Source organism: Streptomyces sp. NPDC107500 (genome assembly GCF_055582785.1).
The window spans coordinates 1-23,583 of sequence record NZ_JBVJPF010000009.1 but is presented as its reverse complement, the minus strand read 5'-3'; the positions used below and the strand labels follow the sequence as shown (position 1 = coordinate 23,583).

Genomic DNA, 23,583 nt, shown 5'->3' with positions numbered 1-23,583 from the left:
GAAACATAGTGGGAACGCCGTCGAGGGGCCGTCAAGAGGTACGGGTTAACCCTTGGCAAAACGAGCGGGCTGCCGGCGCGGGGTAAGAAACACGCCGGACACGCAACGGCGCGGAACCCGGGCCCCCGGAAGGGAGTTCGGGTCCCGCGCCGCCGGACGGGACGTCGGCGGGGCCGCCCCGCCGGAGGGCTCAGCCGCCGTAGCCCATGCGGCGGGACAGCTCGACCCCCGCGGCATGGGCGCGCTCGGCCAGGTCCGGCAACCGCTCCGGCGTCAGCCGGTACACCGGGCCCGAGACACTGATCGAGGCGATCACCTTGCCGTCGTGCGAGCGCACCGGCGCCGCCACGGCCGCGAGCCCGATCTCCAACTCCTCCTGGGTGATCGCGTATCCCTGCTCGGTCACCGTCTCCAACTCGCCGCGCAGCACCGCCGCGCCGGTGACGGTGTGCTCGGTGAACCGGTGCAGCGGACGGGCCAGCAGCCCCTCGCGCAGGGTGGTCGGCAGATGGGCGAGCAGTACCTTCCCGCTGGCGGTGGCGTGCAGCGGGGTGCGCCGGCCGAGCCAGTTCTGCGCGGTGACCGAGGCGGTGCCGCGGGCCTGCATGACGTTGACCGCCGCGTCGTCGTCCAGCACCGCGATGTTCGACGTCTCGCCGAGTTCGTCGGCCAGTTCGCGGCAGACGGGCACACCCTCCTGCGAGATGTCCAGCCGCACGGCCGCCGCTCCCGCCAGCCGCAGCACGCCGGCGCCCAGGTAGTACTTGCCGCGCTCCTTCTCCTGCGCCACCAGACCGCGGTTCTCCAACACGCCGAGCAGCCGGAACGCCGTGGACTTGTGCACGTCCAGTTCGTCGGCGATCTCGGTGACACCCGCCTCCCCGAGCCGGGCGAGGATCTCCAGCACGGTTACGGCGCGGTCCACCGACTGCACGCCGCTGACCGCGCCCCTGCCTGACTGCTTGTTCTCCACGCGGTCCTCACCAGGGTCGGGCTGCTGCTGTGTGCGGGTCATGGCTCAACTCTCACCACCTGGCGGCCCGATCGGGCCGCATCTGCGGGAACCCCTTGACGCCACGGGCGCCCGCCCGGATTCTGTTGCGCATAGCGCTCTCCAGTGCGCCATGTGAAACATCATGTTACCGAAGCGTCCGGATCCCGGAAGGGTACGCGCTCCGCACCCCGCCGAACCACGCGTTCCGGACCGAGAGGGGAGCCCATGATTCCCGTCTGCCGTCTCGAAGACCTCCCCAAGGGCGGGTCCGTCCGCGTCGAGACCACTCCGCCGATCGCCGTCTTCCACACCGACGACGGCGATCTCTACGCCATCGACGACACCTGCAGCCACCAGGACGCCTCCCTCTCCGAGGGCTGGCTGGAGGGCTGCCTGGTCGAATGCCCCCTGCACGCCGCCTCGTTCGACCTGCGCACGGGCCTCCCGACCTGCCTCCCGGCCCGCCGGGCGGTGCGCACCCACCGGGTCGGCGTCGAGGACGGCTTCGTCCACGTCCACCTCGCCGCGGAGGAGGGAAGCGCCGCATGAGGACCGTGACCGTGGTCGGTGCCTCCCTGTCCGGGCTGTACGCCGCCCGGGAACTGCGGGCCCAGGGGTTCGACGGACGCCTTGTCGTGGTCGGCGACGAACCCCACCCGCCCTACGACCGGCCGCCCCTGTCCAAGGAGTTCCTCACCGGCCGGGCCGACGAGGAGGACCTGGCGCTCGGCGACGCCGAGGAGACCGCCGAACTGGACGCCGACTGGCTGCTCGGTGTCCGCGCCCGCGGCCTGGACGCCCGCGGACGGACCGTGCTGCTCGACGACGGCCGCACCGTGTCCACGGACGGCGTCGTCGTCGCCACCGGGGCATCGGCACGGCACCTGCGCGGCGGCGGCCTCGCCGGGGTCCACACCCTGCGCACCCTGGACGACGCCCGCGCCCTGCGCGCGCGCCTCACCCGCGGTCCGTGCCGGGTGGTCGTGGTCGGTGGCGGCTTCGTCGGCGCGGAGACCGCGTCCTCGTGCGCCGCCCTCGGTCACGACGTCACCGTCGTCGAGGCCGCCGCGATGCCGCTCGTGCCGCACCTCGGCGCGGAACTGGCCGCCGTCTGCGCCTCGCTGCACGGCCGTGCCGGAGTCGGGCTGGTCACCGGCGCGTCCGTGGCCGCGCTGCGCGGCACGGCGGCCGTCACCGGGGTCGACCTCACCGACGGCCGTGCGCTGCCCGCGGACGTGGTGGTCGTCGGTATCGGTGCCACCCCCAACACCGCCTGGCTGGCGGGCTCGCCCCTGCTCCTGAACGACGGCGTCCTGTGCGACGACGGCTGTGTGACCGCCCTGCCGCAGGTGGTCGCCGTCGGGGACGTGGCCCGCGTCGGCGGCACCCGCGCGGAGCACTGGACCTCCGCCACCCAGCAGCCCCGGGCCGCGGTGCGGAACCTCCTCGCCGGACGCACGCTGGAGAGCGCGAGGTCGGTGCCGTACTTCTGGTCCGACCAGTACGGCTCCCGCCTCCAGTTCGCCGGGCGGCGCCGGGACGGCGACACCGTGCGCGTCGCCGGGGGCGGGATCGCCGGCGGCGCGCCCGACGAGGGCGGCTTCCTGGCCCGCTACGAACGAGACGGGCGTACGACCGCCGTGCTCGCCGTGGACCGGCCCCGCGCCTTCATGCGGGCCCGCCGCGAACTCGCCGCCGAAGAGGCGGGAACACCGGTGACCGTCGGTGGGGCGGGACCGGGCGCGCGGTGAGGCGTGACCCGGCGAGGGACGTCGGCGGAGACACCCGTCCGGCGTGCCGTGCGCCGCGGTCCGCCAACGGCGCCCGGAGCGGGCCTGTTGCCCAGGGTCGTTCAGTCGCTCAAGGGTGTGACAGCCGGCTCGCGCCACCGCCCCGCCGGCGTATCCGCTCCTGGCTCCGCTCGGCGGACCGCTCCTGGCGCCGGGCCCGGCGACTCTCGCGCCGCATGGCCCGCGCGGTGCTGCTCGGCTCCGACACCACGCCGTGCCGCTGGTTCCAGACCTGCCGCGTCACCCACACGTCCAGCACGCCCCACGTGGCCACCACCGTGCCCGCCACACTGCCGATCACCATCGGGAACGCCAGCCAGGACTCCGCCATCGTGCACAGGAAGGCCACCATCGCCATGATCAGCGTCACCGCGACGAAGATCACCGCGCGGACGGCCGCCGTGCGCACCGGATCCGGCAGCCGACGGCGCCGCGCGGGCTCCTCCCTCCACAACGGCCGGTAGCCGGGCGGCTGCTCGCGCGCCGCCCGCCTCCCCGGTCCCTCCGGCCGGTCATGCGCCGGTCCGCCCCCACCGGCTGCCGGAATGTCGCGATCCGGTGCCTTGGGGACCGATCGGGCGGTCACCCGGGCCGCACCGCCGTCCTCGGGCGCCCCGCGCCGCTCCGCCGTGCCCATCGACATGTCACTCCCCACCGCCAGCAGACAGCTCGACCGTGTCCCACGACACGGCTCCCCTCTGGCTGCCCGGCTTGCGCTGCTTTACGCCGCCCAGAGGCAGGATGCGGCTCCTGTGGCCGATTCCGCCTCCATTTCCCGTAGTGAACGACGAACGACCTGCCCTCAAGATTCCCGAAAGGCCCGCGCAGTCGAAGAATTTCGGCCAATCCGCCCGGTCGAGCCGGAGCCGAACCCTCCCCGCACACCCCGATCCCGGTACGCAATCTCCCGCAATGACCGGACAACTGACCATCACCGTCCCCTGGCGCAGAGGTTCGTCCGCGGGACGGGCCTTCGAGTTACGTAAGCGTCAGTAGTAGGCTCGCGCCGTTTGTTGACGCACATGTGTACCCCCCGCCGAAGGGGGGTCGAGCTGGGGGAGGCCATGCGCTTTCGCGGGAAGTCGATCCGCCGGAAGATCGTGGCGCTGCTTCTCGTGCCGCTGGTGTCCCTGACCGCGATCTGGGCGTTCGCCACGGTACTCACGGGGCGCGAGGCGGAACGGTTGTTCAGCGTCTCCACCGTCGTCGAGGAGATCGGCTACCCGATCGAGGACACCGTCCGCGTCCTCCAGCAGGAACGCCGCCAGACCCTCGTCCACCTCGCCGACCCGCGCGCCTCCGACGGGTTCGCCGCCCTCCAGCGCAGCCGCACCGCCACGGACGACGCCGTCGCCGAGATCCGCAACAACGCCGCCGACCCCGGTGTGCGCGACGACCTGGGACAGGCCGAGGAGGAGCGGCTCACCGCCGTACTGGACGCCTTCGACGGCATCGGCTCGCTGCGCCGCAGCGTCGAGGACGGCACCGTCGACCGCGCGCAGGCGCTCGGCCTCTACAACCGCCTGGTCGACCCCTGCCACGACCTGCTCGCGAGTCTGAACGTCGTCGACAACGTCGGCCTGGACAAGCAGTACCGTGCGCTCGTCAACCTCTCCCGCGCCCGCGAACTCCTCTCCCGCGAGGACGCCCTCCTCGGCTCCGCCCTGGTCACCGGCCGCCTCACCAGCGCCGAGATCCGGGACGTCTCCGACCTCGTGGCGCAGCGCACCCTGATGTACGGCATCAACCTGCCGCTGCTGCCGTCCGCCGAACGCGGCCGCTACGAGCGCTTCTGGAAGAACGCCTCCTCCGCCCCGCTGCGGACCGCCGAGGAGGCCGCACTCTCCGCCGGCGCCGGGACACCCCGCGGCGTCACCGCCAAGAGCTGGGACACCGCCGCGGGCAGCGTCCTGGAGGAACTCGGCGCCCTCGACGACGACGCGGCCGACCGCTACCAGGACCGGGTCGACCCGGTCGCGACGAACGTCATCGCCAAGGTGGTCGTCGCCGGCGCGCTCGGCCTGATCGCCCTGCTCTACTCCCTGTTCCTCTCGGTACGCGTCGGCCGCTCCCTGATCCGTGACCTCAAGCAGCTGAGACTGGAGGCCCACGAGGCGTCCGGCGTCCGGCTGCCCAGCGTCATGCGGCGCCTCTCCGCGGGCGAGGAGGTCGACGTGGAGACCGAGGTGCCGCGCCTGGAGTACGACAGGAACGAGATCGGCGAGGTCGGCCAGGCCCTCAACACGTTGCAGCGGGCCGCCGTGGAGGCCGCCGTCAAGCAGGCCGAACTGCGCGCCGGTGTCTCCGAGGTCTTCGTCAACCTCGCGCGCCGCAGCCAGGTGCTGCTGCACAAGCAGCTCACGCTGCTGGACACCATGGAGCGCAGGACCGAGGACACCGAGGAACTCGCCGACCTGTTCCGCCTCGACCACCTGACCACGCGGATGCGCCGGCACGCCGAGGGCCTCGTCATCCTCTCCGGCGCCGCCCCGTCCCGGCAGTGGCGCAAGCCCGTCCAGCTCATGGACGTGGTGCGGGCCGCTGTCGCCGAGGTCGAGGACTACGAGCGCATCGAGGTCCGCAGGCTGCCGCGGGTGGCCGTCACCGGACCGGCGGTCGCCGACCTGACCCACCTGGTGGCCGAACTCCTGGAGAACGCCACGGTGTTCTCGCCACCGCACACCGCCGTCCAGGTCCTGGGCGAGCGCGTCGCCAACGGCTTCACCCTGGAGATCCACGACCGCGGCCTCGGGATGGCGGCCGACGCCCTTCTGGACGCCAACCTCCGGCTCGCCGAGACCCCCGAGTTCGAGCTGTCCGACACCGACCGGCTCGGCCTGTTCGTCGTCAGCCGGCTCGCCCAGCGGCAGAACGTCCGGGTCTCCCTCCAGCCCTCCCCGTACGGCGGCACCACCGCGGTCGTCTTCGTCCCCGACGCGCTGCTCTCGGACGACGCCCCCGACACCAACGGCATCGGCTTCCGCCTCGACCGTCCCCAGCATGTCAAGGAGAAGGGGCGGGAGGAGAGCCGTCGTTCGGCCCTGTCCCACGTGCCGGCACGGCTTCCGGAGCGCCCGGCCGCGCTGCTGGACGGACCGGTGGAACTGGAGGCGCCCGTCGACCTGGACGCCCTCGACGGCCTGCCGGGCGGGCTCGACGACGAGGACGGCGAACGCGGCGGCCTGTTCCGCCCGCGCCGCTCGCTCGCCGCGGCCGACGACGACCGGCCGGGGCAGGACGGCGACCTGGCCGACGCGGACGCACCCCTCCCGCTGCCCCGCCGCCGCACCCCCAAGCTGGTCAGTTCGCACGGCCGTCCGGTCCCCCCACGGGACGCCCGGGACCGGGCGGACGACCGGCCCCCGGAGGACGCGGACGCCGACGGCACGCGCGTCCCGGCCGCACCGCGGGCGGGAGCGGACGAACCGCCCGCGCTGCCCTCCCGCCGGAAACGCGGACACCCCGCGGGCCGTGACGGCGGCCAACCCTCCGCAGCCGGCCGTGTCGAAGACCGGGACGCCGACGCCGCGGAGTCCGGTGCGCTGCCCCGGCGCGTACGGCAGGCCAACCTCGCGCCCCAGCTCCGGCAGGGCCCCGAACCGTCCGAGGACCGCTCCGACCCCGCCGACCGTGACGCCGACGAGGTCCGCAGCCGGATGGCCTCACTCCAGCGCGGCTGGCGGCGCGGACGTGAGGAGAACGCCGCGGGTGACGACGTCCCCGGCGGCACGGCACCAACAGCACCAAATGGAACGACAGAGGGGGACGGTCGATGACCGCACCGAAGGCGACCGGCCACAGCGCGACCAAGTCCGGGGAGCTGAACTGGCTCCTCGACGACCTGGTGGACCGGGTCGCGAGCATCCGCAAGGCAGTCGTCCTGTCCGGCGACGGCCTGGCGACGGGTGCGTCCAAGGACCTGACCAGGGAGGACAGCGAGCACCTGGCCGCCGTGGCGTCGGGCTTCCACAGCCTCGCCAAGGGCGTGGGCCGCCACTTCGAGGCGGGCAGCGTCCGGCAGACGGTCGTCGAACTCGACGACGCCTTCCTGTTCGTCACCGCCGCCGGCGACGGCAGCTGCCTCGCCGTACTCTCGGACGCCGACTCGGACGTCGGTCAGGTCGCCTACGAGATGACCCTCCTCGTCAAGCGGGTCGGCGCACACCTGGCCACCGCTCCACGCACCGATGTGCCCTCGGGCGGGTAAGTGGGATGACATGAGCGCAGACGGTCAGGGAAGAAACCACTGGTTCGACGACGAGGCCGGCCCCGTCGTCCGTCCGTACGCCATGACGCGCGGTCGCACCACCAGCGCGGCCCAGCACCGCCTCGACCTGATCGCGGTGGTCGTCACGGAACCCCACGCGGACGACCCCGAGGCGGACGTCACCCTCTCGCCGGAGCACGTGGACATCGTCGGACTGTGCCGGGAGACCCCGCAGTCGGTGGCCGAACTCGCCGCCGAACTCGACCTGCCGATCGGGGTCGTACGGGTCCTGGTCGGCGACCTCGTGGACGTCGACCTCGTCCACGTCAACCGGCCCGTACCCCCGGCCGAACTGCCGGACGAGAACATCCTGCGCGACGTGATCAATGGACTGAGGGCCCTGTGAACCCTTCCGTCGGCCCGTCGAGCGGCACGTTAAGGAGTAGAGACCGATGATCTTCGGGCGTTCCCAGCGCGGCAAGCCGCCGGTCGAGCCCGTCACGCTCAAGATTCTGGTGGCCGGCGGCTTCGGCGTGGGCAAGACCACCCTCGTCGGCGCGGTCAGCGAGATCCGGCCGCTGCGCACCGAGGAACTCCTCACCGAGGCCGGGCGGCCCGTCGACGATCTGAGCGGGGTGGAGGCGAAGCACACCACCACGGTGGCCATGGACTTCGGACGCATCACGCTCCGCGAGGACCTGGTGCTCTATCTGTTCGGCACGCCCGGCCAGGAGCGGTTCTGGTTCATGTGGGACGAGCTGTCCGAGGGGGCGCTGGGGGCGGTCGTCCTGGCCGACACCCGCCGCCTGGAGGACTGCTTCGCCGCCGTCGACTACTTCGAACGGCGCTCCATCCCCTTCCTGGTCGGCGTCAACTGCTTCGAGGGCTCGGCCCGCTATCCCACCGAGACCGTCCGCCAGGCCCTCGACCTGGACGACGGCGTGCCCGTGGTGATGTGCGACGCGCGTGACCGGGAGTCGGTCAAGGAGGTCCTCGTCGGCGTGGTCCAGCACGCGATGGCCCAGGCGGCCGACCGCCGCCGGGTCGTCACGACCTGACCGGCGCCGCCCACCGGTCACAGAACTCCGCCTCCAGCACCGCGTCCTCGGCGGCCTGGCTGCCCCAGTCACCGTTTCTGTTGAGGGTCAGCACGTGGCGGCCGTTGCGGGTGGCCGCCACTCGGGACAGCGAGCCGGGGACCTGGCCGCCGTGGCCCCACACGGTCACGCCGCAGGAGAGTGTGTCGCCCCGGATCCCCAGCCCGTAGACGGCGGCTGCCTCGGTGGGGCCGGGTGTCCGCCGCGTCGTCGCCGGCTCCTCCTCCCCTTCCCCTGCTTCCTCGACGACGGGCACCGCTGCGAACATCTCCTTCATCTGCTGCCGGGGCAGCAGTTCGCCGCGGAGCAGTGCGCCGAAGAACCGGTTGACGTCGCGGGTGTTGGAGATGATCTCGCCGGCGGCACCGGCGACGGAGGGGTTGAACTCCGTGACGTCGTGCACGGGGGCATTCGGGGTGTCGTCATAGAGCCTGGAGTAGTGCTTCCCGTGCCGGCGGGGCAGGGCGGGCGACGAACCGGGCACGAGGGTGGAGCCGAGCCTCAGCGGTTCCACGATCCGCCGCTCGACCTGCTCGGCGTAGTCGTCGTCCGTGGCCTTCTCGATGACCAGGCCGGCCAGGATGTAGTTGGTGTCGGAGTAGGCCCAGCCGGTGCCGGGAGCGAACAGCGGCGGGTGGGACAGGCCGATGCCCACCAGCTCTTCGGGGGTGGAGCCGTCATAGCGGTGGACGAGGAAGGACTCGCCGGTGAACTTGGCGAGGAAGCCCGCGTCGCGGTTGTAGTTGAAGATGCCGCTGGTGTGGTTGAGCAGGTGGCGCAGGGTGACCTTTCGGCCGTCGTTGCCCTGGCCCCGCACGAGACCCGGCAGCCAGTCCTCGACAGTGTCGTCGAGCGAGAGGACGCCTTCCGCGTCCAGTTGCAGCAGCACCGTGGCGGTGAAGGTCTTGGTGAGGCTGCCGACCCGGAAGTGGTCGGTGGGACGGCGCTGTTCGCCCGTATCCAGGTCCGCCACGCCCGCGTCGCCGGACCACCGGTGACGGCCTTCGCGTACGGCAGCGAGCGCACCGGGTGTGCCCTCCGCGACGATCGCGTCCAACGCCGCCCGAGTCGCGGCGTGCCCGCCCCGTGAGCCGTCCCACTGGCCGCCCGCGGTGCCGGCCGCGGCCGGCACCGCCGCGACGGTGCCGGTGGCCACCAGCGCGCACACCGACGCCACCACGCCCGCCCGGAGTCCCGCTCGGCCCGGCTTCCCCGTGTCACCCTGCCGCCCCGACGGGCGCACTCGATCAGTCATCGGCTTCCCCCTGACGCCTCTGATGCTCGGACGCGACGGTCATCGCGTTCCGTGATTCCCATCCAATCCGAGCGGAATGTCAGGAACATCAGGGAGAACCCCGAAACGCCCCCGGCCCGACCCTCAGTCGGCCGGACCCGGCCCGTCCTCGTCCTCCAGCCAGCCGAAGCTCTTCTCCACCGCCCTGCGCCAGTTGCGGTACTCGCGGTCGCGCACCGAGGACTCCATCGCGGGCGCCCACTCGGCGTCCCGCTGCCAGTGCGCCCGGAGGGCGTCGAGACTGTTCCACACCCCGGTGGCCAGTCCGGCCGCGTACGCCGCGCCGAGGCAGGTCGTCTCGGAGACCTGGGGCCGGATCACCGGCACCCCCAGCACGTCCGCCTGGTGCTGCATCAGCAGCCCGTTCTTCGTCATGCCCCCGTCGACCTTCAGAGTCGTGATGCGCACCCCCGAGTCCTGGTACATCGCGTCCACGACCTCACGCGTCTGCCAGCTCGTCGCCTCCAGCACCGCCCGCGCGAGATGCGCCTTGGTGACGTACCGGGTGAGGCCGGTGACCACCCCGCGCGCGTCGGAGCGCCAGTACGGCGCGAACAGGCCGGAGAACGCGGGCACGATGTACGCGCCCCCGTTGTCCGCCACGCTCGCCGCCAGTGGCTCGATCTCGTCGGCGTCGCGGATGATGCCGAGTTGGTCGCGGAACCACTGCACCAGGGCGCCGGTGACGGCGATCGAACCCTCCAGGCAGTAGACGGGCGCCTCGTCGCCGATCTTGTAGCCCATGGTCGTGAGCAGCCCGCTCTTCGACGGCACCGGCCGGTCACCGGTGTTGAGCAGCAGGAAACTGCCCGTGCCGTAGGTGTTCTTCGCCGTGCCCACGTCGTAGCAGGCCTGCCCGAACACGGCCGCCTGCTGGTCGCCGAGCGCGGAGGCCACGGGCACGCCGGCGAGCTGGCCGACGGCGGTGCCGTACACCTCGGCGGACGACCTGATCTCCGGCAGCACGGCCTCGGGGATGTTCATCGCCGCAAGGATGGCCGGGTCCCACTGGAGGGTGTGGAGGTCCATCAGCATGGTGCGCCCGGCGTTGGTGACGTCGGTGACGTGCCGCCCGCCCTCGGTGCCGCCGGTGAGGTTCCAGATCAGCCAGGAGTCGATGGTGCCGAAGGCGATCTCACCGCGCTCGGCTCGGGCCCTTAGGCCGGGCACGTTGTCGAGCAGCCAGGCCGCCTTCGGCCCGGAGAAGTAGCTGGCCAGGGGCAGCCCGGTCGACTCGCGGAAACGGTCCTGCCCGTCCGTGCCGCCCAACTGGCGGCACAGCGCCGAGGTACGGGTGTCCTGCCACACGATGGCGTTGTGGACCGGCTTGCCGGTCGCCCGGTCCCACAGCACGGTCGTCTCGCGCTGGTTGGTGATGCCCAGTGCGCTGAGCTGGTCGGCCCGCAGCCCGGCCTTGGCGATCGCCCCGGCGACCACCGCCTGCACCTTGGACCAGATCTCGGTGGCGTCGTGCTCCACCCAGCCCGGCTTGGGGAAGATCTGGCGGTGTTCGCGCTGGTCGACGGCGACGATCGCGCCGTTCTGGTCGAAGACGATGCAGCGGCTGGAGGTGGTGCCCTGGTCGATCGCGGCGACGTACTTCGTGGAGTGGTCCGTCATGGCTGCCCCTTGGGCTGGAATCGGAGGACGGAGGGCCGTTCAGAAGGCCATGTTGTAGATGAACCCGGCGAGCACCCCGCCGATCAGCGGCCCGGCCACCGGCACCCAGGCGTAACCCCAGTCGGAGGTGCCCTTGTTGGGGATCGGCAGGAAGGTGTGCACGAGGCGCGGACCGAGGTCGCGCGCGGGGTTGATGGCGTAACCGGTCGGCCCGCCGAGGGAGAGGCCGATCCCGACCACGAGCAGCGAGACGATCAGCACCAGCGTCCCGGACTCGCCGAGCCCCTCGGTGAGTCCGAAGGCCAGGATCGGCAGCACGAGCCCGACGGTCGCGATGATCTCCGTGACCAGGTTGGCGACCGGGTTCCGGATCTCCGGGATCGTAGAGAAGATGCCGAGCGTCGGCACCGGCTCGTCCGCGGTGCCCTCGGTGGTACCGGTCTGGCGGACGTTGGCCTGGAACTGGGCGAAGTAGGTGAGATAGCACAGGACGGCGCCGAGCATCGCCCCCACCAGCTGTCCGAGCAGGTAGACCCAGACCTTGCCCCACTCGCCGGTGTCGACGGCGATCCCGAGGGTGACGGCGGGGTTGAGATGCCCGCCGGACAGCGGCGCCGCGGTGTACGCGCCCGCCAGCACACCGAACCCCCAGCCGAACGCGATCACCACCCACCCCGACGCCCGCGCCTTGCTGTACCGGAGGGTCACGGCGGCGCAGACACCCGCGCCGAAGAGGATGAGGATCGCCGTACCGATGGTCTCGCCGACGAAGATGTCTCCGTTGCTCATGGCGGCTCCTAGGCCCTGGCCCGGGACGGTCGGCCCCGGTCCTCACGTGCGGGGTGCGTTCCCATGGCGAGTTCCGCCGCGGGGGCGTGGGTGACGAGCGTGCCGTGGCAGCCGAACCGCCCGTGGGGGAGCGGGCCCCGGGCACCGGGGAACCCGCGCGACGCAGTGCCGGAATACGCCGAGATGTACGGCGATGTCGACTGACACCGGAAGTGTTCACCGGCGTCCAGGGAGCGTCAAGGTGGCCGACGGCAACGGTTCCGGCGACACACCGCCACGCGCGCGTGGCCGACCGTATGCCCGGCCCCCTGGCGCGGCGGGCGTCCGCTCAGCCCGCGGGCGCCGCCGACCGGTCCGCGCCGCGCCGGACCTCATGCCCCGGCGCACCCGCCCGGCCCAGCACCCAACTCGCGCCGCGCAACGCCTTGGCGGCCTTCTTGAGCGGTGCCAGGCCCGCCGCGGCCTGCCGGTGGTCCGGCACGCTGCCCGGCGCGCACAGGACCGTCGCCAGGGAGAGCGTGACGGGGTGCCCGCCGGCCGACCACGAAACGTCCAGCACGGAGGCGACCAGCGGATCCAGCCCGTCCGGGTCGGTGAGCACCAGGAAGTCGTCCCCGCCGATGTGCCCCACGCGCGTGGTCCCCCTCGCCGACCGGAGCAGCGCCTGCCCGACCGACCGGATCAACTCGTCCCCCGCGGCGAATCCGGCCCCGTCGTTCACCTGCTTGAAGTGGTCCACGTCGAGCCAGCTCAGCGCGAACGCCCGCCCGTCCGCGATCCGCCGGTCCACCTCGTCCGTGATGGCGTCCGAACCGGGCAGCCGGGTCAGCGGGTTGAGCCCGGCCGCCTCCTCCACCCGGCTCTCGGCCAGCGCCCGCACCAGGTCCGCGAGCCGTACGACGCCCACGCACCGCCCGTACGCGTCCACCACGGCCACGTCGTCCGACGTCCGGCCCCGGCCGCCGACCGCCACCACGTCCAGCACCTCCCAGGCCGTCGCGTCCACGCCCACCGTCCGCGGCGCGTCGCCCAGCTTCGCGGCCGGGCGGTCGGCGTAGAGAGCGTGCCCGTAGCGTGCCGACATGGACAGCAGGAAGCGGGAGCGGTGCACCGACCGCACCGGCACGCCGTCGCGGTCCACGAGCAGCACCCCGGACACGTCGGGCGACCCGGTCAGCAGGGCCCGCACCTGCCCCGCCGAGGCCGTCACGGGCAGCAGCGCGGCCGGACGCACGAACTGCCGTACCGACGGCCCCGACCGCGGCGCCGGCACGACGCCCGGCGGGCCGGACGGAACGTACACGTCCGCCGCGGGCAGCCGGGCCGGCGGCGCGAACAGCTCGCCCTGCGCCCACTGCGCCCCGGCCGCCCGCGCGACGGCGTACTGCCTCTCCGTCTCGACCCCCTCGACGGACAGCAGCGCCCCCATCTCGTCGCACAGCACCCGCATCGCCCGCACGGCCGCAGGCCTGGCCAGCAGCGAAGCGTCGAGCTTGACCAGTTCCGGCGCCAGGTCCGTCAGCAGCCGCAGCGGCGCGTCGCCGTCCCCGACCCCGTCCGCGCAGATCCGGAACCCCTGCGCCCGCAGCACGGTCAACGCCTCCAGCAGGGCCTGCCGCGGCACGTGCGTGTACGGCGGACAGACGTCGAGCGTCACCTCCCACGGCATCCGGCCCGCCTCCCGCACGGCGTCGTGCAGGGGCTGTAGCCCGCCCAGGTCGGCGAGGGTGCCCGCGAACACGTTGACGTGCAGCGGCAGCAGCGTCTCCTTGCGCACCGCCGCGCGCAGCGCCGACACCGCGAGGCGGCCGTCGAGTTCGGGGTCGCGGCGCGCCTCGGCCAGAATGTCGCCGCTCTCCGGGCGGGCGAGTATCTCCAGCGCCGCGACCCCGCCGGTCATCAGATTGACCACCGGTTGGAAGGCGAAGCGGAGAGGATCCGTCCAGGAGCGCACGGGAGCAGGATCGCGTCGCCGGCACCCACGCGGGCCCAGTTCATGAGACGTTCACGCGGGATTCCGGCTCACCGGCACCGCACACGCGCGGTGAGTCGCCGGGCCGCCCCCTTCCCTCACGGGAGTCGGTCCTGATAGATGCAGGGAACATGACACGACTCTCGACCGCGCTGCGCGCTCTGGCCACCGCCTTCGCCGCCCTGCTCGCCGCCACGGCCGTACCCGCCACCGCGCAGGCCAGGCCCGAACCGAAGGCCCCGGAGAACTTCGTGGCCTTGAGAAGCGTCGATCCGACGATCATCCAGGAGATCCGCTACGTCACCCCGCACAACTTCGTCGGCGAACCGGTCGACGGCTACCGGCAACCGCTGTGCATCCTCACCCGCCCCGCCGCCAAGGCCCTCCACAAGGCGCAGACCCGGCTGCTGCGCCAGGGCTACTCGCTGAAGGTGTACGACTGCTACCGGCCGCAGCGCGCCGTCGACCACTTCGTCCGCTGGGCCGAGGACCTCGACGACCAGGCCATGAAGGCCGAGTTCTACCCGGAGGTCGACAAGACCCGCCTCTTCGACGACGGCTACATCGCGGAGAAGTCCGGCCACAGCCGGGGCTCGACCATGGACCTGACGATCGTACGGCTCCCGGCGAAGCCCACCCCGCCGTACCGGCCCGGACAGCCCCTGGTGCCGTGCTTCGCTCCACAGGGCGAACGCTTCCCCGACAACTCCGTCGACATGGGCACCGGATACGACTGCTTCGACACCCGCTCCCACACCCTCGACCCCCGCATCCAGGGCACCCAGCGCGCCAACCGCCTCCTGCTCAAGGACACCTTGGAGGACGTCGGCCTAGTAAACCTTCCCGAGGAGTGGTGGCACTTCACGTACAAGCCCGAGCCCTACCCGGACACCTACTTCGACTTCCCGGTCTCCACCAGGTCCCTCGCCGGCCGCCGCTGAACGGGCTGCCGGAGCCGCCCGCTCCGCGAATCGGATACAGTCCGCCGCGTGTCCGAAACTCAAACCTCCGTTCCCAACTCCGCGCCGAATTCGCACTGTTCGAGCTGCGGCACGCCCTACGGAGAGGGCGTCTCCGGCTGGCCCCGCACCTGCCCCGCCTGCGGCACCGTGGCCTACCGCAACCCACTGCCGGTCGCGGTGGCCCTCCAGCCCGTGTACGACACGCAGGGCACCGCCCTGGTGGTCATCACCCGCACCGTGGCCCCCGCGCGCGGGGGCGTCGCTCTGCCCGGCGGCTACATCGACGACCGGGAGGACTGGCGGCAGGCCGTCGTCCGCGAACTCAAGGAGGAGACCGGCATCGACGCGGCGAGCCACGACGTACGGCTCGCCGACGCCATGAGCTCGCCCGACGGCCACCTGCTGCTCTTCGGTTCCCTCCCCGAACGTCCTGTCGAGAGCCTCCCCGCCTCCCACGCCACCGACGAGACAGAGGGCTGGCACCTCCTGCGCCGGTCGGAGGAGCTGGCCTTCCCGCTCCACACCAGGGCCGTACGGTCCTGGTTCGAGGGCCGCTACCTCTGAGCGGGCCGCTCGGCCGTCCCCCGCACACGCACCGGACAGAACAGCTCCCCGGCCCCGTCCCCGCCCTCGCGCCGGACGACCACCCGCTCATCCTCCCAGCGCGACACGTAGCGCTCGATCTCCGGTTCCACCCACCCGTCGCCCGCGTCCCGCACGACCAGCCCACCGCCGGTCCGCCCCCGCGCGGGCGCCCACACCTCCAACTCCGGCGTGCCGTCCTCCCCGCGCACCGGAATCACCGCTCCCGCGCGCGCGAACACCGGGATCCGTGCCAACGGAGCCTCCACGAGCACCTGCGCCGGCCCCTCGTACGCCCGCTCCGTCACCACGTCGTACCACCGCCCCCGCGGCAACTGCACCGCACGCCGGTCCGCCCCCGGACCGAGCACCGGCGCCACCAGCAGACAGTCACCCAGCAGGAACGCGTCCTCGCAGTCCCGCAACGCCCGCTCCTCCGGCGACGACCACCACAGCGGACGCACGTACGGCGCACCCGTACGCCGGGCCAGATGCGCCAGCGTCACGAAGTACGGCAGCAGCCGACGACGCTCGGCGAGCGCCACGCGCGCGTGCTCCAGCACCTCGTCCCCGAACTCCCACGGCTCCCTGCGCCCCGCCCGAGGTCCTCCGTGGGTGCGGAACAACGGCAGATGGGCCGCCAGCTGGAACCACCGCAGATACAGCTCCGGCGACGGACTCCCGTCGGTCCCGCCCACGTCCGGCCCCGCATACGGCACCCCGCACAGCCCGAGACCCAGCACCGACGCCAGCGACGCCCGCAGCCCCGGCCAGCCCGTGGCCACGTCCCCCGACCACGTGCCGCCGTACCGCTGAAGCCCGGCCCACCCGGAGCGCGAGACGACGAACGGCCGCTCGCCGGGCACCAGGGCCCGCAGCCCCTCGTACGCGGCGCGGGCCATGCACAGGCCGTAGACGTTGTGCGCCTCCCGGTGGTCACCGCCCCTGCCCTCCAGCCGGTGGCGGGCCGAGCGCGGCAGCGTCGGCTCCCCGAAGGCGGCGAACGACGTCGGCGCGTTCAGGTCGTGCCACACACCGGCGAACCCCTGCCCCAGCCGCTCCTCGTAACGTTCGCCCCACCACTCGCGCGCACGCGCGTGGGTGAAATCCGGGAAGACCACGTCCCCGGCCCGTGCCGCACCCCGGACAACCGGCCCGGAGGCCTCCCGGACGAACACGTCCTCGCGTGTCCCACCGTCGTACACCGGGTTGCCGGGCACTGCGGGCACCGCCGGTTCGACGACCGACACCAGCCGGATCCCGTCCCGCCGCAGCTCCTCGGCGAGGACCGGCAGCTTGGGAAACCGCTCCTCGTCCACGGTGAACACCTGGTGGGCGTCCGCATGACCGACGCCCAGGTGCACCGCGTCCAGCGGCAGATCACGCTCCTGGTAGCCGGTGACGACCCGCCGGACCTCCTCCTCGTCACCGGATCCCCACAGCGCGTGATGGTGACCCAGCGCCCATGACGGCGGCAACGCGGGCGCCCCGGTCAGCGAGGCCCAGGCAAGCAGCACACGCGCGGGCGTGCCCACCATCACCCAGCACCGCAGCGGACCGCCGTCCATCCGCAGCACGCTCCGCCCGGGCCGGTCGTGCCCGGAGCCCGCCCCCTCCTCGCCCTCCCGCAGGTCCACCGTGCCGTCCCACGTGCTGTCGTGGAAGACCAGATGCGTCCCGGCGTCGGCCACCACCAACTGCACCGGCATCGTGACGGACAACGGGTCCGCGCCCGGTACGGAGGGCACGCCCGAGTCGGTGTTCCACAGCCGGTACGTGCCCTCCCGCAGCCGGGGCCCCGCGGACCGCCCGCCGAGCCCGAAGAACCGGGCGTCCGCCGCCACCTCCGACCGCTGCGTCCAGCGCGCCGGCCCGCCGTCGGCCGGCTCCCACCAGCGCGGCGGCAGCTCACGCCGCAGCACCACGCCCCCCGGGGTCCGCACCTCGACGGCTCCGTGCCGGGACACGGCCACCGTGGCGCGCTCCGCGACCACCCGCCGGCCGCCGTCCTTGTCCGGCTCCAGCACCGCCCGCGGATCCGGCTCGGGACAACGGCCCGCCAACGCGTACGACGGCTCCGGCCCGGCCCCGTCCCACCCCCAGAAGACCGCCCCGTTCACGGCGACGAGGATGCGCAGCTCCGAGCGGCCGAACCGGATCACCCCACCACCCGGCCCGGGCTCCACCTCCCGCATCGGCCCCGGCACCCTCGCCCGCTCCGCACCCCGCGGCGGCAGTCCCGCCGCATCGGCCCGCCTCCGGCGCCACGCCGCCCGCACGCTACGCAACCCCTGCGCCGGCCCCGCCGAACCGAACGTCTTCATCGAACGCACCAGGTCACGACCGTCCATGCCGCTCACCCTGCCATCGACGAGCGCGCCCAGGGGCGTCGTTCAACTGCCGTTCACCCGTGACGGGACCACATCTTCACGACACCGACTATGTGGGGCACGCCCTGGTGCGGAAGTCGATCACATGGCATCGTCCGTGTCAGCCGCGTCACGCGCACACCCCAGCCCGTGCGCGGAGGACGCACACGACGCGCACAGTCCGGGAGCCGCCCATGTCGACCGTCACCCCCCAGCCGCTCTGGCAGCCAGACCCCCAGCGCGTCGCCCAGGCGCGGATCACCAGGTTCCAGACCTGGGCGTCCGACCACCACGACGCCCCCGCCGACGGCGGCTACCCCGCACTGCACCGCTGGTCCGTGAACGAGCCGGAAGCCTTCTGGAAAGCCGTCACGGAATGGTTCGACGTCCGCTTTTCGACCCCCTACGCGCGCGTACTGGGCGACCGCGCGATGCCCGGAGCCCAGTGGTTCCCCGGCGCCACCCTCAACTACGCCGAGCACGCCCTGCGCGCCGCGGCCACCCGCGCGGACGAACCGGCCCTCCTCCACGTCGACGAGAGCCACGAGACCGTCCCCGTCACCTGGGGCGAGCTGCGCCGCCAGGTCGGCTCGCTCGCCGCCGAACTGCGGGCCCTCGGCGTCCGCCCCGGGGACCGCGTCAGCGGCTACCTCCCGAACATCCCCCAGGCCGTGGTCGCCCTCCTCGCCACCGCGGCCGTCGGCGGCGTCTGGACCTCTTGCGCCCCCGACTTCGGCGCCCGCAGCGTCCTGGACCGCTTCCAGCAGGTCGAACCCGTCGTCCTGTTCACCGTCGACGGCTACCGCTACGGAGGCAAGGAACACGACCGCCGCGACACCGTCGCCGAACTCCGCCGCGAACTGCCCACCCTGCGCGCCGTCGTCCACATCCCGCTCCTCGGCACCGAGGCCCCCGAGGGAGCGCTCGACTGGACCACCCTGACGGGCGCGGACACGGAACCCGTCTACGAACAGGTGCCCTTCGACCACCCCCTGTGGGTGCTGTACTCCTCCGGCACCACCGGCCTGCCCAAGGCCATCGTCCAGTCCCAGGGCGGCATCCTGGTCGAACACCTCAAACAGCTCGGGCTGCACTGCGACCTCGGCCCCGAGGACCGCTTCTTCTGGTACACGTCGACCGGCTGGATGATGTGGAACTTCCTCGTCTCCGGCCTGCTCACCGGGACGACGATCGTCCTCTACGACGGCAGCCCCGGATTCCCGGCGACGGACGCCCAGTGGCGCGTAGCCGAACGCACTGGCGCCACCCTCTTCGGCACCTCGGCCGCCTACGTCATGGCCTGCCGCAAGGCCGACGTCCACCCGGCCCGGGACCTGGACCTCTCCCGCATCCAGTGCGTCGCCACCACCGGCTCGCCGCTCCCGCCCGACGGCTTCCGCTGGCTGCACGACGAGTTCGCCGAGAACGGCGCGGACCTGTGGATCGCCTCCGTCAGCGGCGGCACCGACGTGTGCTCCTGCTTCGCGGGCGCGGTCCCCACCCTTCCCGTGTACATCGGCGAACTCCAGGCCCCGGGCCTGGGCACCGACCTCCAGGCCTGGGACCCCCAGGGCAACCCCCTCACCGACGAGGTCGGCGAACTGGTCGTCACCAACCCCATGCCGTCGATGCCGATCCGCTTCTGGAACGACCCCGACGGCAGCCGCTACCACGACAGCTACTTCGACACCTACCCCGGCGTCTGGCGGCACGGCGACTGGATCACCCTCACCTCACGCGGCTCCGTCGTCATCCACGGCCGCTCCGACTCGACCCTCAACCGGCAGGGCGTCCGCATGGGCTCCGCCGACATCTACGAAGCCGTCGAACGACTCCCCGAGATCAGGGAATCCCTCGTCATCGGCATCGAACAGCCGGACGGCGGCTACTGGATGCCCCTGTTCGTGCACCTCGCCCCGGGAGCCACCCTCGACGAGCCCCTGCTCGACCGCATCAAACGGACCATCCGCGAACAGCTCTCCCCGCGCCACGTCCCCGACGAGGTCATCGAGGTACCCGGCATCCCGCACACGCTGACCGGCAAACGCATCGAGGTACCGGTCAAGCGGCTCCTCCAGGGCACCCCCCTGGACAAGGCCGTCAACCCCGGCTCCATCGACAACCTCGACCTGCTCCACTTCTACGAGGACCTGGCCCGCAAACGCTCCTGACCAGGCACTCGACCGGCCGGCCGCCCTCGACCGCGGCCGGCCGGCCCGCGCCCGCCCGACGCCATTGTCAGTGCCGCCGATTACTGTGAGTGAGCATTGATCGACCGTGCACAGGGGGAAACATGGCGCACACCGACCAGACCATGCGACGCGTCCTGCGCCGCGAAATCGCGGGCACCATCGGACTGCTCACCGACGAACACGACTTCCGCGCCATGCGGCGCTACCGCAGCTTCACCTTCCACGACCACGCCGCCTATCTCCGCCAGGTCGAAGGTCTCCTGAGGGCACGAGCCGCAGAGGGCACCCACACCACGATCGCCCTCTTCGACCCGGAGGAGTACGCCGACTACTGCACCACGGCGGGCCTCGACCCCGACGCCCCCGCCAGCCGCACCCGGTTCACCGCCGAACTCGCCACCAACGGACCCACCGTCCCGTACGAGGGCCAGCCCCTCACCGACCTGCTGCCGGCCCTGGTCGACGAAGCCGTCCGCCAGGCCACCTGGGAGTACGCCTCCACCCTGCTCGCCCGCCTCGGCGCGTGCTCCACCTGCGGCGAGGATCTCGGCCGAGCCGCCTTCACCCGGGCCTCGCGCCTCCTGCTCCAGGTCCTGCGCACGGCCCCACCGGGCAACCGGCACCTGGTGTGCAGCGTCTCGGGATCCCCGGAAGACCTCGTCTCCGTCCTGCACGCCGACGAGGAGATCGACGGCTCCCCGCACCTCGACGAGGCCGAGGCCCTCGAATTCACCAGCGTCCTCGCACTCGGCCTGGCCACCCACAGCCCCGGCGGACTCGTCATGCGCATCAGCCCGGCGAGCGGCCCCGACCGCATCCACGGCTGGCGACTGCGCGGATACGGACTCGAACCCCTCACCGCCGGCGAGGTCTTCGACGCGTACTGCACCGACGTCGAGAACGGCGACCTCATCTCCCCGGAGTCCAACGTCGACTACTGCGCCCCGCCCGACCTCGGAGACGACCACCTGCCCCCGGGACACCACCACTGACGACCGCGGGGCGCCCCACCCGGAGGTGGAACGCCCCGCACACAGCGACGGCCGCGGCCCCGCCCGGCGCTACTCGCCGGACAGCACCGCCTGAGCCGCGTTGCGCGCCTCCTCGGCGCTCTCCGCCGCCCGGGCGGCCGCGGCGGCCCGCTCGCACTGCGCCAGCGTGAACTTCGCCAGCGTCGCCCGCACATACGGCAGCGACGCCGCACCCATGGAGAGGGAGGTGACACCCAGACCCGTCAGCACACACGCCAGCAGCGGATCCGACGCGGCCTCACCGCACACGCCGCAGCTCTTGCCCTCGGCCTTCGCCGCCTCGGCGGACAGCGCGACCAGGTCGAGCAGCGCAGGCTGCCACGGGTCCTGCAACCGGGACACCGCACCCACCTGACGGTCGGCGGCGAAGGTGTACTGCGTGAGGTCGTTCGTGCCCAGCGACAGGAACTCGACCTCCTGGAGGACCGAGCGCGCACGCAGCGCGGCCGACGGGATCTCCACCATCGCGCCGAACTTCGCCCGCAGCCCGGCCTCGCGGCAGGCGTCCGCGAACGCCTTGGCGTCGGCCCGGTCGGCCACCATCGGCGCCATGACCTCGAGATAGACCGGCAGACCCTCCGCGGCCTTCGCCAGCGCCGTCAGCTGCGTCCGCAGCACGTCCGGGTGGTCAAGGAGCGTCCGCAGACCCCGCACACCCAGCGCCGGGTTCGGTTCGTCGCCCGGGGTCAGGAAATCCAGCGGCTTGTCCGCGCCGGCGTCCAGCACCCGCACGACGACCCGGCCCTCGGGGAACGCCTCCAGTACCTGCCGGTAGGCGGAGACCTGCTTCTCCTCCGTCGGCGCGTTCTTGCTGTCGTCGAGGAAGAGGAACTCGGTACGGAAGAGACCGACGCCCTCCGCTCCGGCCTCCACGGCCGCCGGTACGTCGGCGGGACCACCGATGTTCGCGAGCAGCGGCACCTTGTGCCCGTCCGACGTCGCACCCGGTCCGGTCGCGGCGGCCAGCGCCGCCTTGCGCTCGGCCGCCTCCGCCGCCAGCCGGTCCTTCTTCTCGGCGTCGGGGTTCACGAAGATCTCACCGGTGCTCCCGTCGACAGCCACGACCGTGCCCTCGGGAATCTCGCCCGCGCCGGGAAGCGCGACCACGGCCGGCACACCCAGCGCCCGCGCGAGGATCGCGCTGTGACTGGTGGGCCCGCCCTCCTCGGTGACGAAGCCGAGGACCAGCGTCGGGTCCAGCAGCGCGGTGTCGGCCGGCGCGAGATCCCGCGCGATGAGGACGTACGGCTCGTCGCTGTCGGGGACACCCGGCATCGGCACCCCGAGCAGCCGCGCGACGATGCGATTCCGCACGTCGTCGAGGTCGGCCACCCGACCGGCCAGGTACTCCCCGGCACCGGCCAGCAGGGCGCGATACGCGGCGAAGGCGTCGTAGACCGCCCGCTCGGCCGTGCTGCCGACGGTGATCCGCCGCTCCACGTCCGCCATCAGCTCGGGGTCCTGGGCCATCATGGCCTGCGCCTCGAGGACCGCCTGGGCCTCGCCCCCGGCCAGGTTGCCGCGCGCCATGAGATCGGCGGCCACAGCTTCCACGGCCTTGCGGGCACGACCCTGCTCGCGCTCCGCGTCCTCGGCCGGAATCTGCTTGGCCGGCGGCTCCAGCACCGCCGTTCCCATGTGCCGAACCTCGCCGATCGCCACGCCGTGGCTCACCCCGACGCCTCGCAGCGTTGTCTCCATCTCACCCGTCCCGATCATGCGGCGGGTCCCGCCGCCGCGTTGGTTGTCCTGCCGGCCGTCTGAGGACGGTGTCGACGTCACTTCCAGAGGAAGAGACTCTCGCCCGCCTTCACGTCGCCGTCCTCACGCAGTTCGGCGAGCGCCTCGGCCGTGGCCTCCAGGGCCACGATCGGGCAGATCGGGGACTTGCCCGCGGCCTCGACCCCGGCCGGGTCCCAGCGCACCACACCCTGGCCGCGGACCACGGTGTCGCCCTTGTTCACCAGGAGCTCGAACCCCTCGCCGTTGAGCTGCACCGTGTCGATGCCGAGGTGGGTCAGCACTCCGTGCCCGCTGTCGTCGACGACGACGAAGGCGTGCGGGTGCAGGGAAACGATGACGCCGTCGACGGGGGCGACCGCTTCGGAGGGTTCGCGCACGGGGTCGATGGCGGTGCCCGGGCCGACCATGGCCCCGGAGAAGACGGGATCGGGCACAGCGGCCAGGCCGATGGCGCGTCCTGCGAGCGGGGACGAGACGGTGGTCATGGGAAGCCTCCCAGGGCGGGGATCTGTACGAGCCGTCACTGCCTGTCCCGGACGGCACACTGTGCAGCAGCGTATGTCATAGGAAGTACCGGTTCCGCACGAGTGTTCCGAATAGAGGTCTAGACCACACTCGTCAGGGATTTGCACCCGTTCCGCGGCCCCGTGTACTGTTGTGACTCTGCCTGCGGTTGAGCGATGCCAAGCAACACGTCCTCGCCCGGCAGCAACCAACTCATCAGATCCTATCGCTGGATCGCCTTCTGCATGCTCGCAGGACGGTGGTCAGAAGCACCGGGAAAGCCTGATAGTGTTGGAAACACCGAAGGGAAGCGCCCGGAGGAAAGCCACGAGAGATTATCTCGGGTGAGTACAAAGGAAGCGTCCGTTCCTTGAGAACTCAACAGCGTGCCAAAAGTCAACGCCAGATATGTTGATACCTCCGGCCTGATCGGATAT

General features: G+C 72.4%; 20 protein-coding genes. 10 read left to right on the top strand and 10 right to left on the bottom strand.

The window, feature by feature from the left end; translation table 11 throughout:
* Positions 1-190: 190 nt before the first annotated feature.
* Entirely contained in the window at positions 191-934 is a 744-nt protein-coding gene (locus tag ACZ67M_RS32025; RefSeq protein ID WP_361366811.1) for an IclR family transcriptional regulator, read from the bottom strand.
* 285 nt (positions 935-1,219) lie between these two features.
* Here ACZ67M_RS32025 and ACZ67M_RS32020 point away from each other — a divergent pair, with 285 nt between their 5' ends.
* Positions 1,220-1,543 carry a bifunctional 3-phenylpropionate/cinnamic acid dioxygenase ferredoxin subunit gene (locus tag ACZ67M_RS32020; protein ID WP_361366761.1) on the top strand — a complete coding sequence of 108 codons (324 nt, stop codon included), beginning with the start codon at positions 1,220-1,222 and terminating at the stop codon, positions 1,541-1,543.
* The gene (locus tag ACZ67M_RS32015) at positions 1,540-2,745 is read left to right on the top strand and encodes an NAD(P)/FAD-dependent oxidoreductase (RefSeq protein WP_469853803.1); all 1,206 of its coding nucleotides are present in this window, start codon (positions 1,540-1,542) and stop codon (positions 2,743-2,745) included. Before ACZ67M_RS32020 ends, ACZ67M_RS32015 begins: the two co-directional genes overlap by 4 nt.
* A gap of 109 nt (positions 2,746-2,854) precedes the next feature.
* On the opposite strand, the gene ACZ67M_RS32010 is transcribed toward ACZ67M_RS32015, so the two are convergent.
* Positions 2,855-3,421 (bottom strand): hypothetical protein, encoded by a 567-nt coding sequence (locus ACZ67M_RS32010; RefSeq protein WP_469853926.1) that lies wholly within the window; start codon positions 3,419-3,421, stop codon positions 2,855-2,857.
* 427 nt (positions 3,422-3,848) lie between these two features.
* Here ACZ67M_RS32010 and ACZ67M_RS32005 point away from each other — a divergent pair, with 427 nt between their 5' ends.
* From ACZ67M_RS32005 to ACZ67M_RS31990, 4 genes are read left to right on the top strand one after another with little or no spacing between them, the layout of a single operon-like run.
* The gene (locus tag ACZ67M_RS32005) at positions 3,849-6,560 is read left to right on the top strand and encodes a nitrate- and nitrite sensing domain-containing protein (protein ID WP_469853802.1); all 2,712 of its coding nucleotides are present in this window, start codon (positions 3,849-3,851) and stop codon (positions 6,558-6,560) included.
* Positions 6,557-6,991, top strand: coding sequence for a roadblock/LC7 domain-containing protein (locus tag ACZ67M_RS32000; protein ID WP_064726831.1), 435 nt, complete (start codon positions 6,557-6,559; stop codon positions 6,989-6,991). The genes ACZ67M_RS32005 and ACZ67M_RS32000 overlap by 4 nt, the downstream gene beginning before the upstream one ends.
* 10 nt (positions 6,992-7,001) lie before the next feature.
* A complete protein-coding gene (locus ACZ67M_RS31995; RefSeq protein WP_161329009.1) occupies positions 7,002-7,397 on the top strand; it encodes a DUF742 domain-containing protein in 396 nt (131 codons plus the stop codon).
* A gap of 46 nt (positions 7,398-7,443) precedes the next feature.
* Positions 7,444-8,049: a GTP-binding protein gene (locus tag ACZ67M_RS31990; RefSeq protein WP_361366773.1), complete on the top strand. Its 606-nt coding sequence runs from the start codon at positions 7,444-7,446 to the stop codon at positions 8,047-8,049.
* On the opposite strand, the gene ACZ67M_RS31985 is transcribed toward ACZ67M_RS31990, so the two are convergent.
* From ACZ67M_RS31985 to ACZ67M_RS31970, 4 genes are all read right to left on the bottom strand, one after another.
* Positions 8,039-9,343, bottom strand: coding sequence for a serine hydrolase domain-containing protein (locus ACZ67M_RS31985; RefSeq protein WP_469853801.1), 1,305 nt, complete (start codon positions 9,341-9,343; stop codon positions 8,039-8,041). The genes ACZ67M_RS31990 and ACZ67M_RS31985 overlap by 11 nt on opposite strands.
* A 123-nt stretch (positions 9,344-9,466) precedes the next feature.
* Positions 9,467-11,002 (bottom strand): glycerol kinase GlpK, encoded by a 1,536-nt coding sequence (glpK, locus tag ACZ67M_RS31980; protein WP_469853800.1) that lies wholly within the window; start codon positions 11,000-11,002, stop codon positions 9,467-9,469.
* 39 nt (positions 11,003-11,041) lie between these two features.
* Positions 11,042-11,791: an MIP/aquaporin family protein gene (locus ACZ67M_RS31975; RefSeq protein ID WP_361366781.1), complete on the bottom strand. Its 750-nt coding sequence runs from the start codon at positions 11,789-11,791 to the stop codon at positions 11,042-11,044.
* Between the two features lie 328 nt (positions 11,792-12,119).
* Complete coding sequence (locus tag ACZ67M_RS31970; RefSeq protein ID WP_361366784.1) at positions 12,120-13,745, bottom strand: GGDEF domain-containing protein; 1,626 nt, start codon at positions 13,743-13,745, stop codon at positions 12,120-12,122.
* A 149-nt stretch (positions 13,746-13,894) separates the two neighbouring features.
* Between ACZ67M_RS31970 and ACZ67M_RS31965 the strand changes: the two genes are divergently transcribed.
* A complete protein-coding gene (locus ACZ67M_RS31965; RefSeq protein WP_392014455.1) occupies positions 13,895-14,704 on the top strand; it encodes a M15 family metallopeptidase in 810 nt (269 codons plus the stop codon).
* Between the two features lie 48 nt (positions 14,705-14,752).
* Entirely contained in the window at positions 14,753-15,289 is a 537-nt protein-coding gene (locus ACZ67M_RS31960; RefSeq protein WP_361366789.1) for an NUDIX domain-containing protein, read from the top strand.
* On the opposite strand, the gene ACZ67M_RS31955 is transcribed toward ACZ67M_RS31960, so the two are convergent.
* Positions 15,280-17,658 (bottom strand): glycoside hydrolase family 31 protein, encoded by a 2,379-nt coding sequence (locus ACZ67M_RS31955; RefSeq protein WP_469853799.1) that lies wholly within the window; start codon positions 17,656-17,658, stop codon positions 15,280-15,282. The two genes, ACZ67M_RS31960 and ACZ67M_RS31955, sit on opposite strands and share 10 nt — an antisense overlap.
* Positions 17,659-17,870: 212 nt before the next feature.
* Between ACZ67M_RS31955 and ACZ67M_RS31950 the strand changes: the two genes are divergently transcribed.
* Positions 17,871-19,847 carry an acetoacetate--CoA ligase gene (locus ACZ67M_RS31950; RefSeq protein ID WP_385799516.1) on the top strand — a complete coding sequence of 659 codons (1,977 nt, stop codon included), beginning with the start codon at positions 17,871-17,873 and terminating at the stop codon, positions 19,845-19,847.
* A 122-nt stretch (positions 19,848-19,969) separates the two neighbouring features.
* Positions 19,970-20,860: a hypothetical protein gene (locus tag ACZ67M_RS31945; RefSeq protein ID WP_469853798.1), complete on the top strand. Its 891-nt coding sequence runs from the start codon at positions 19,970-19,972 to the stop codon at positions 20,858-20,860.
* A 69-nt stretch (positions 20,861-20,929) separates the two neighbouring features.
* Here the strand turns inward: ACZ67M_RS31945 and ptsP are convergent, their stop codons facing one another.
* From ptsP to ACZ67M_RS31930, 3 genes are all read right to left on the bottom strand, one after another.
* Positions 20,930-22,600: a phosphoenolpyruvate--protein phosphotransferase gene (gene ptsP / locus ACZ67M_RS31940; protein WP_469853925.1), complete on the bottom strand. Its 1,671-nt coding sequence runs from the start codon at positions 22,598-22,600 to the stop codon at positions 20,930-20,932.
* A 77-nt stretch (positions 22,601-22,677) separates the two neighbouring features.
* Positions 22,678-23,127 (bottom strand): PTS sugar transporter subunit IIA, encoded by a 450-nt coding sequence (locus ACZ67M_RS31935; RefSeq protein WP_125495409.1) that lies wholly within the window; start codon positions 23,125-23,127, stop codon positions 22,678-22,680.
* Between the two features lie 242 nt (positions 23,128-23,369).
* The coding region (locus ACZ67M_RS31930; protein WP_469853797.1) for a hypothetical protein at positions 23,370-23,583 on the bottom strand (214 nt) is incomplete at its 5' end.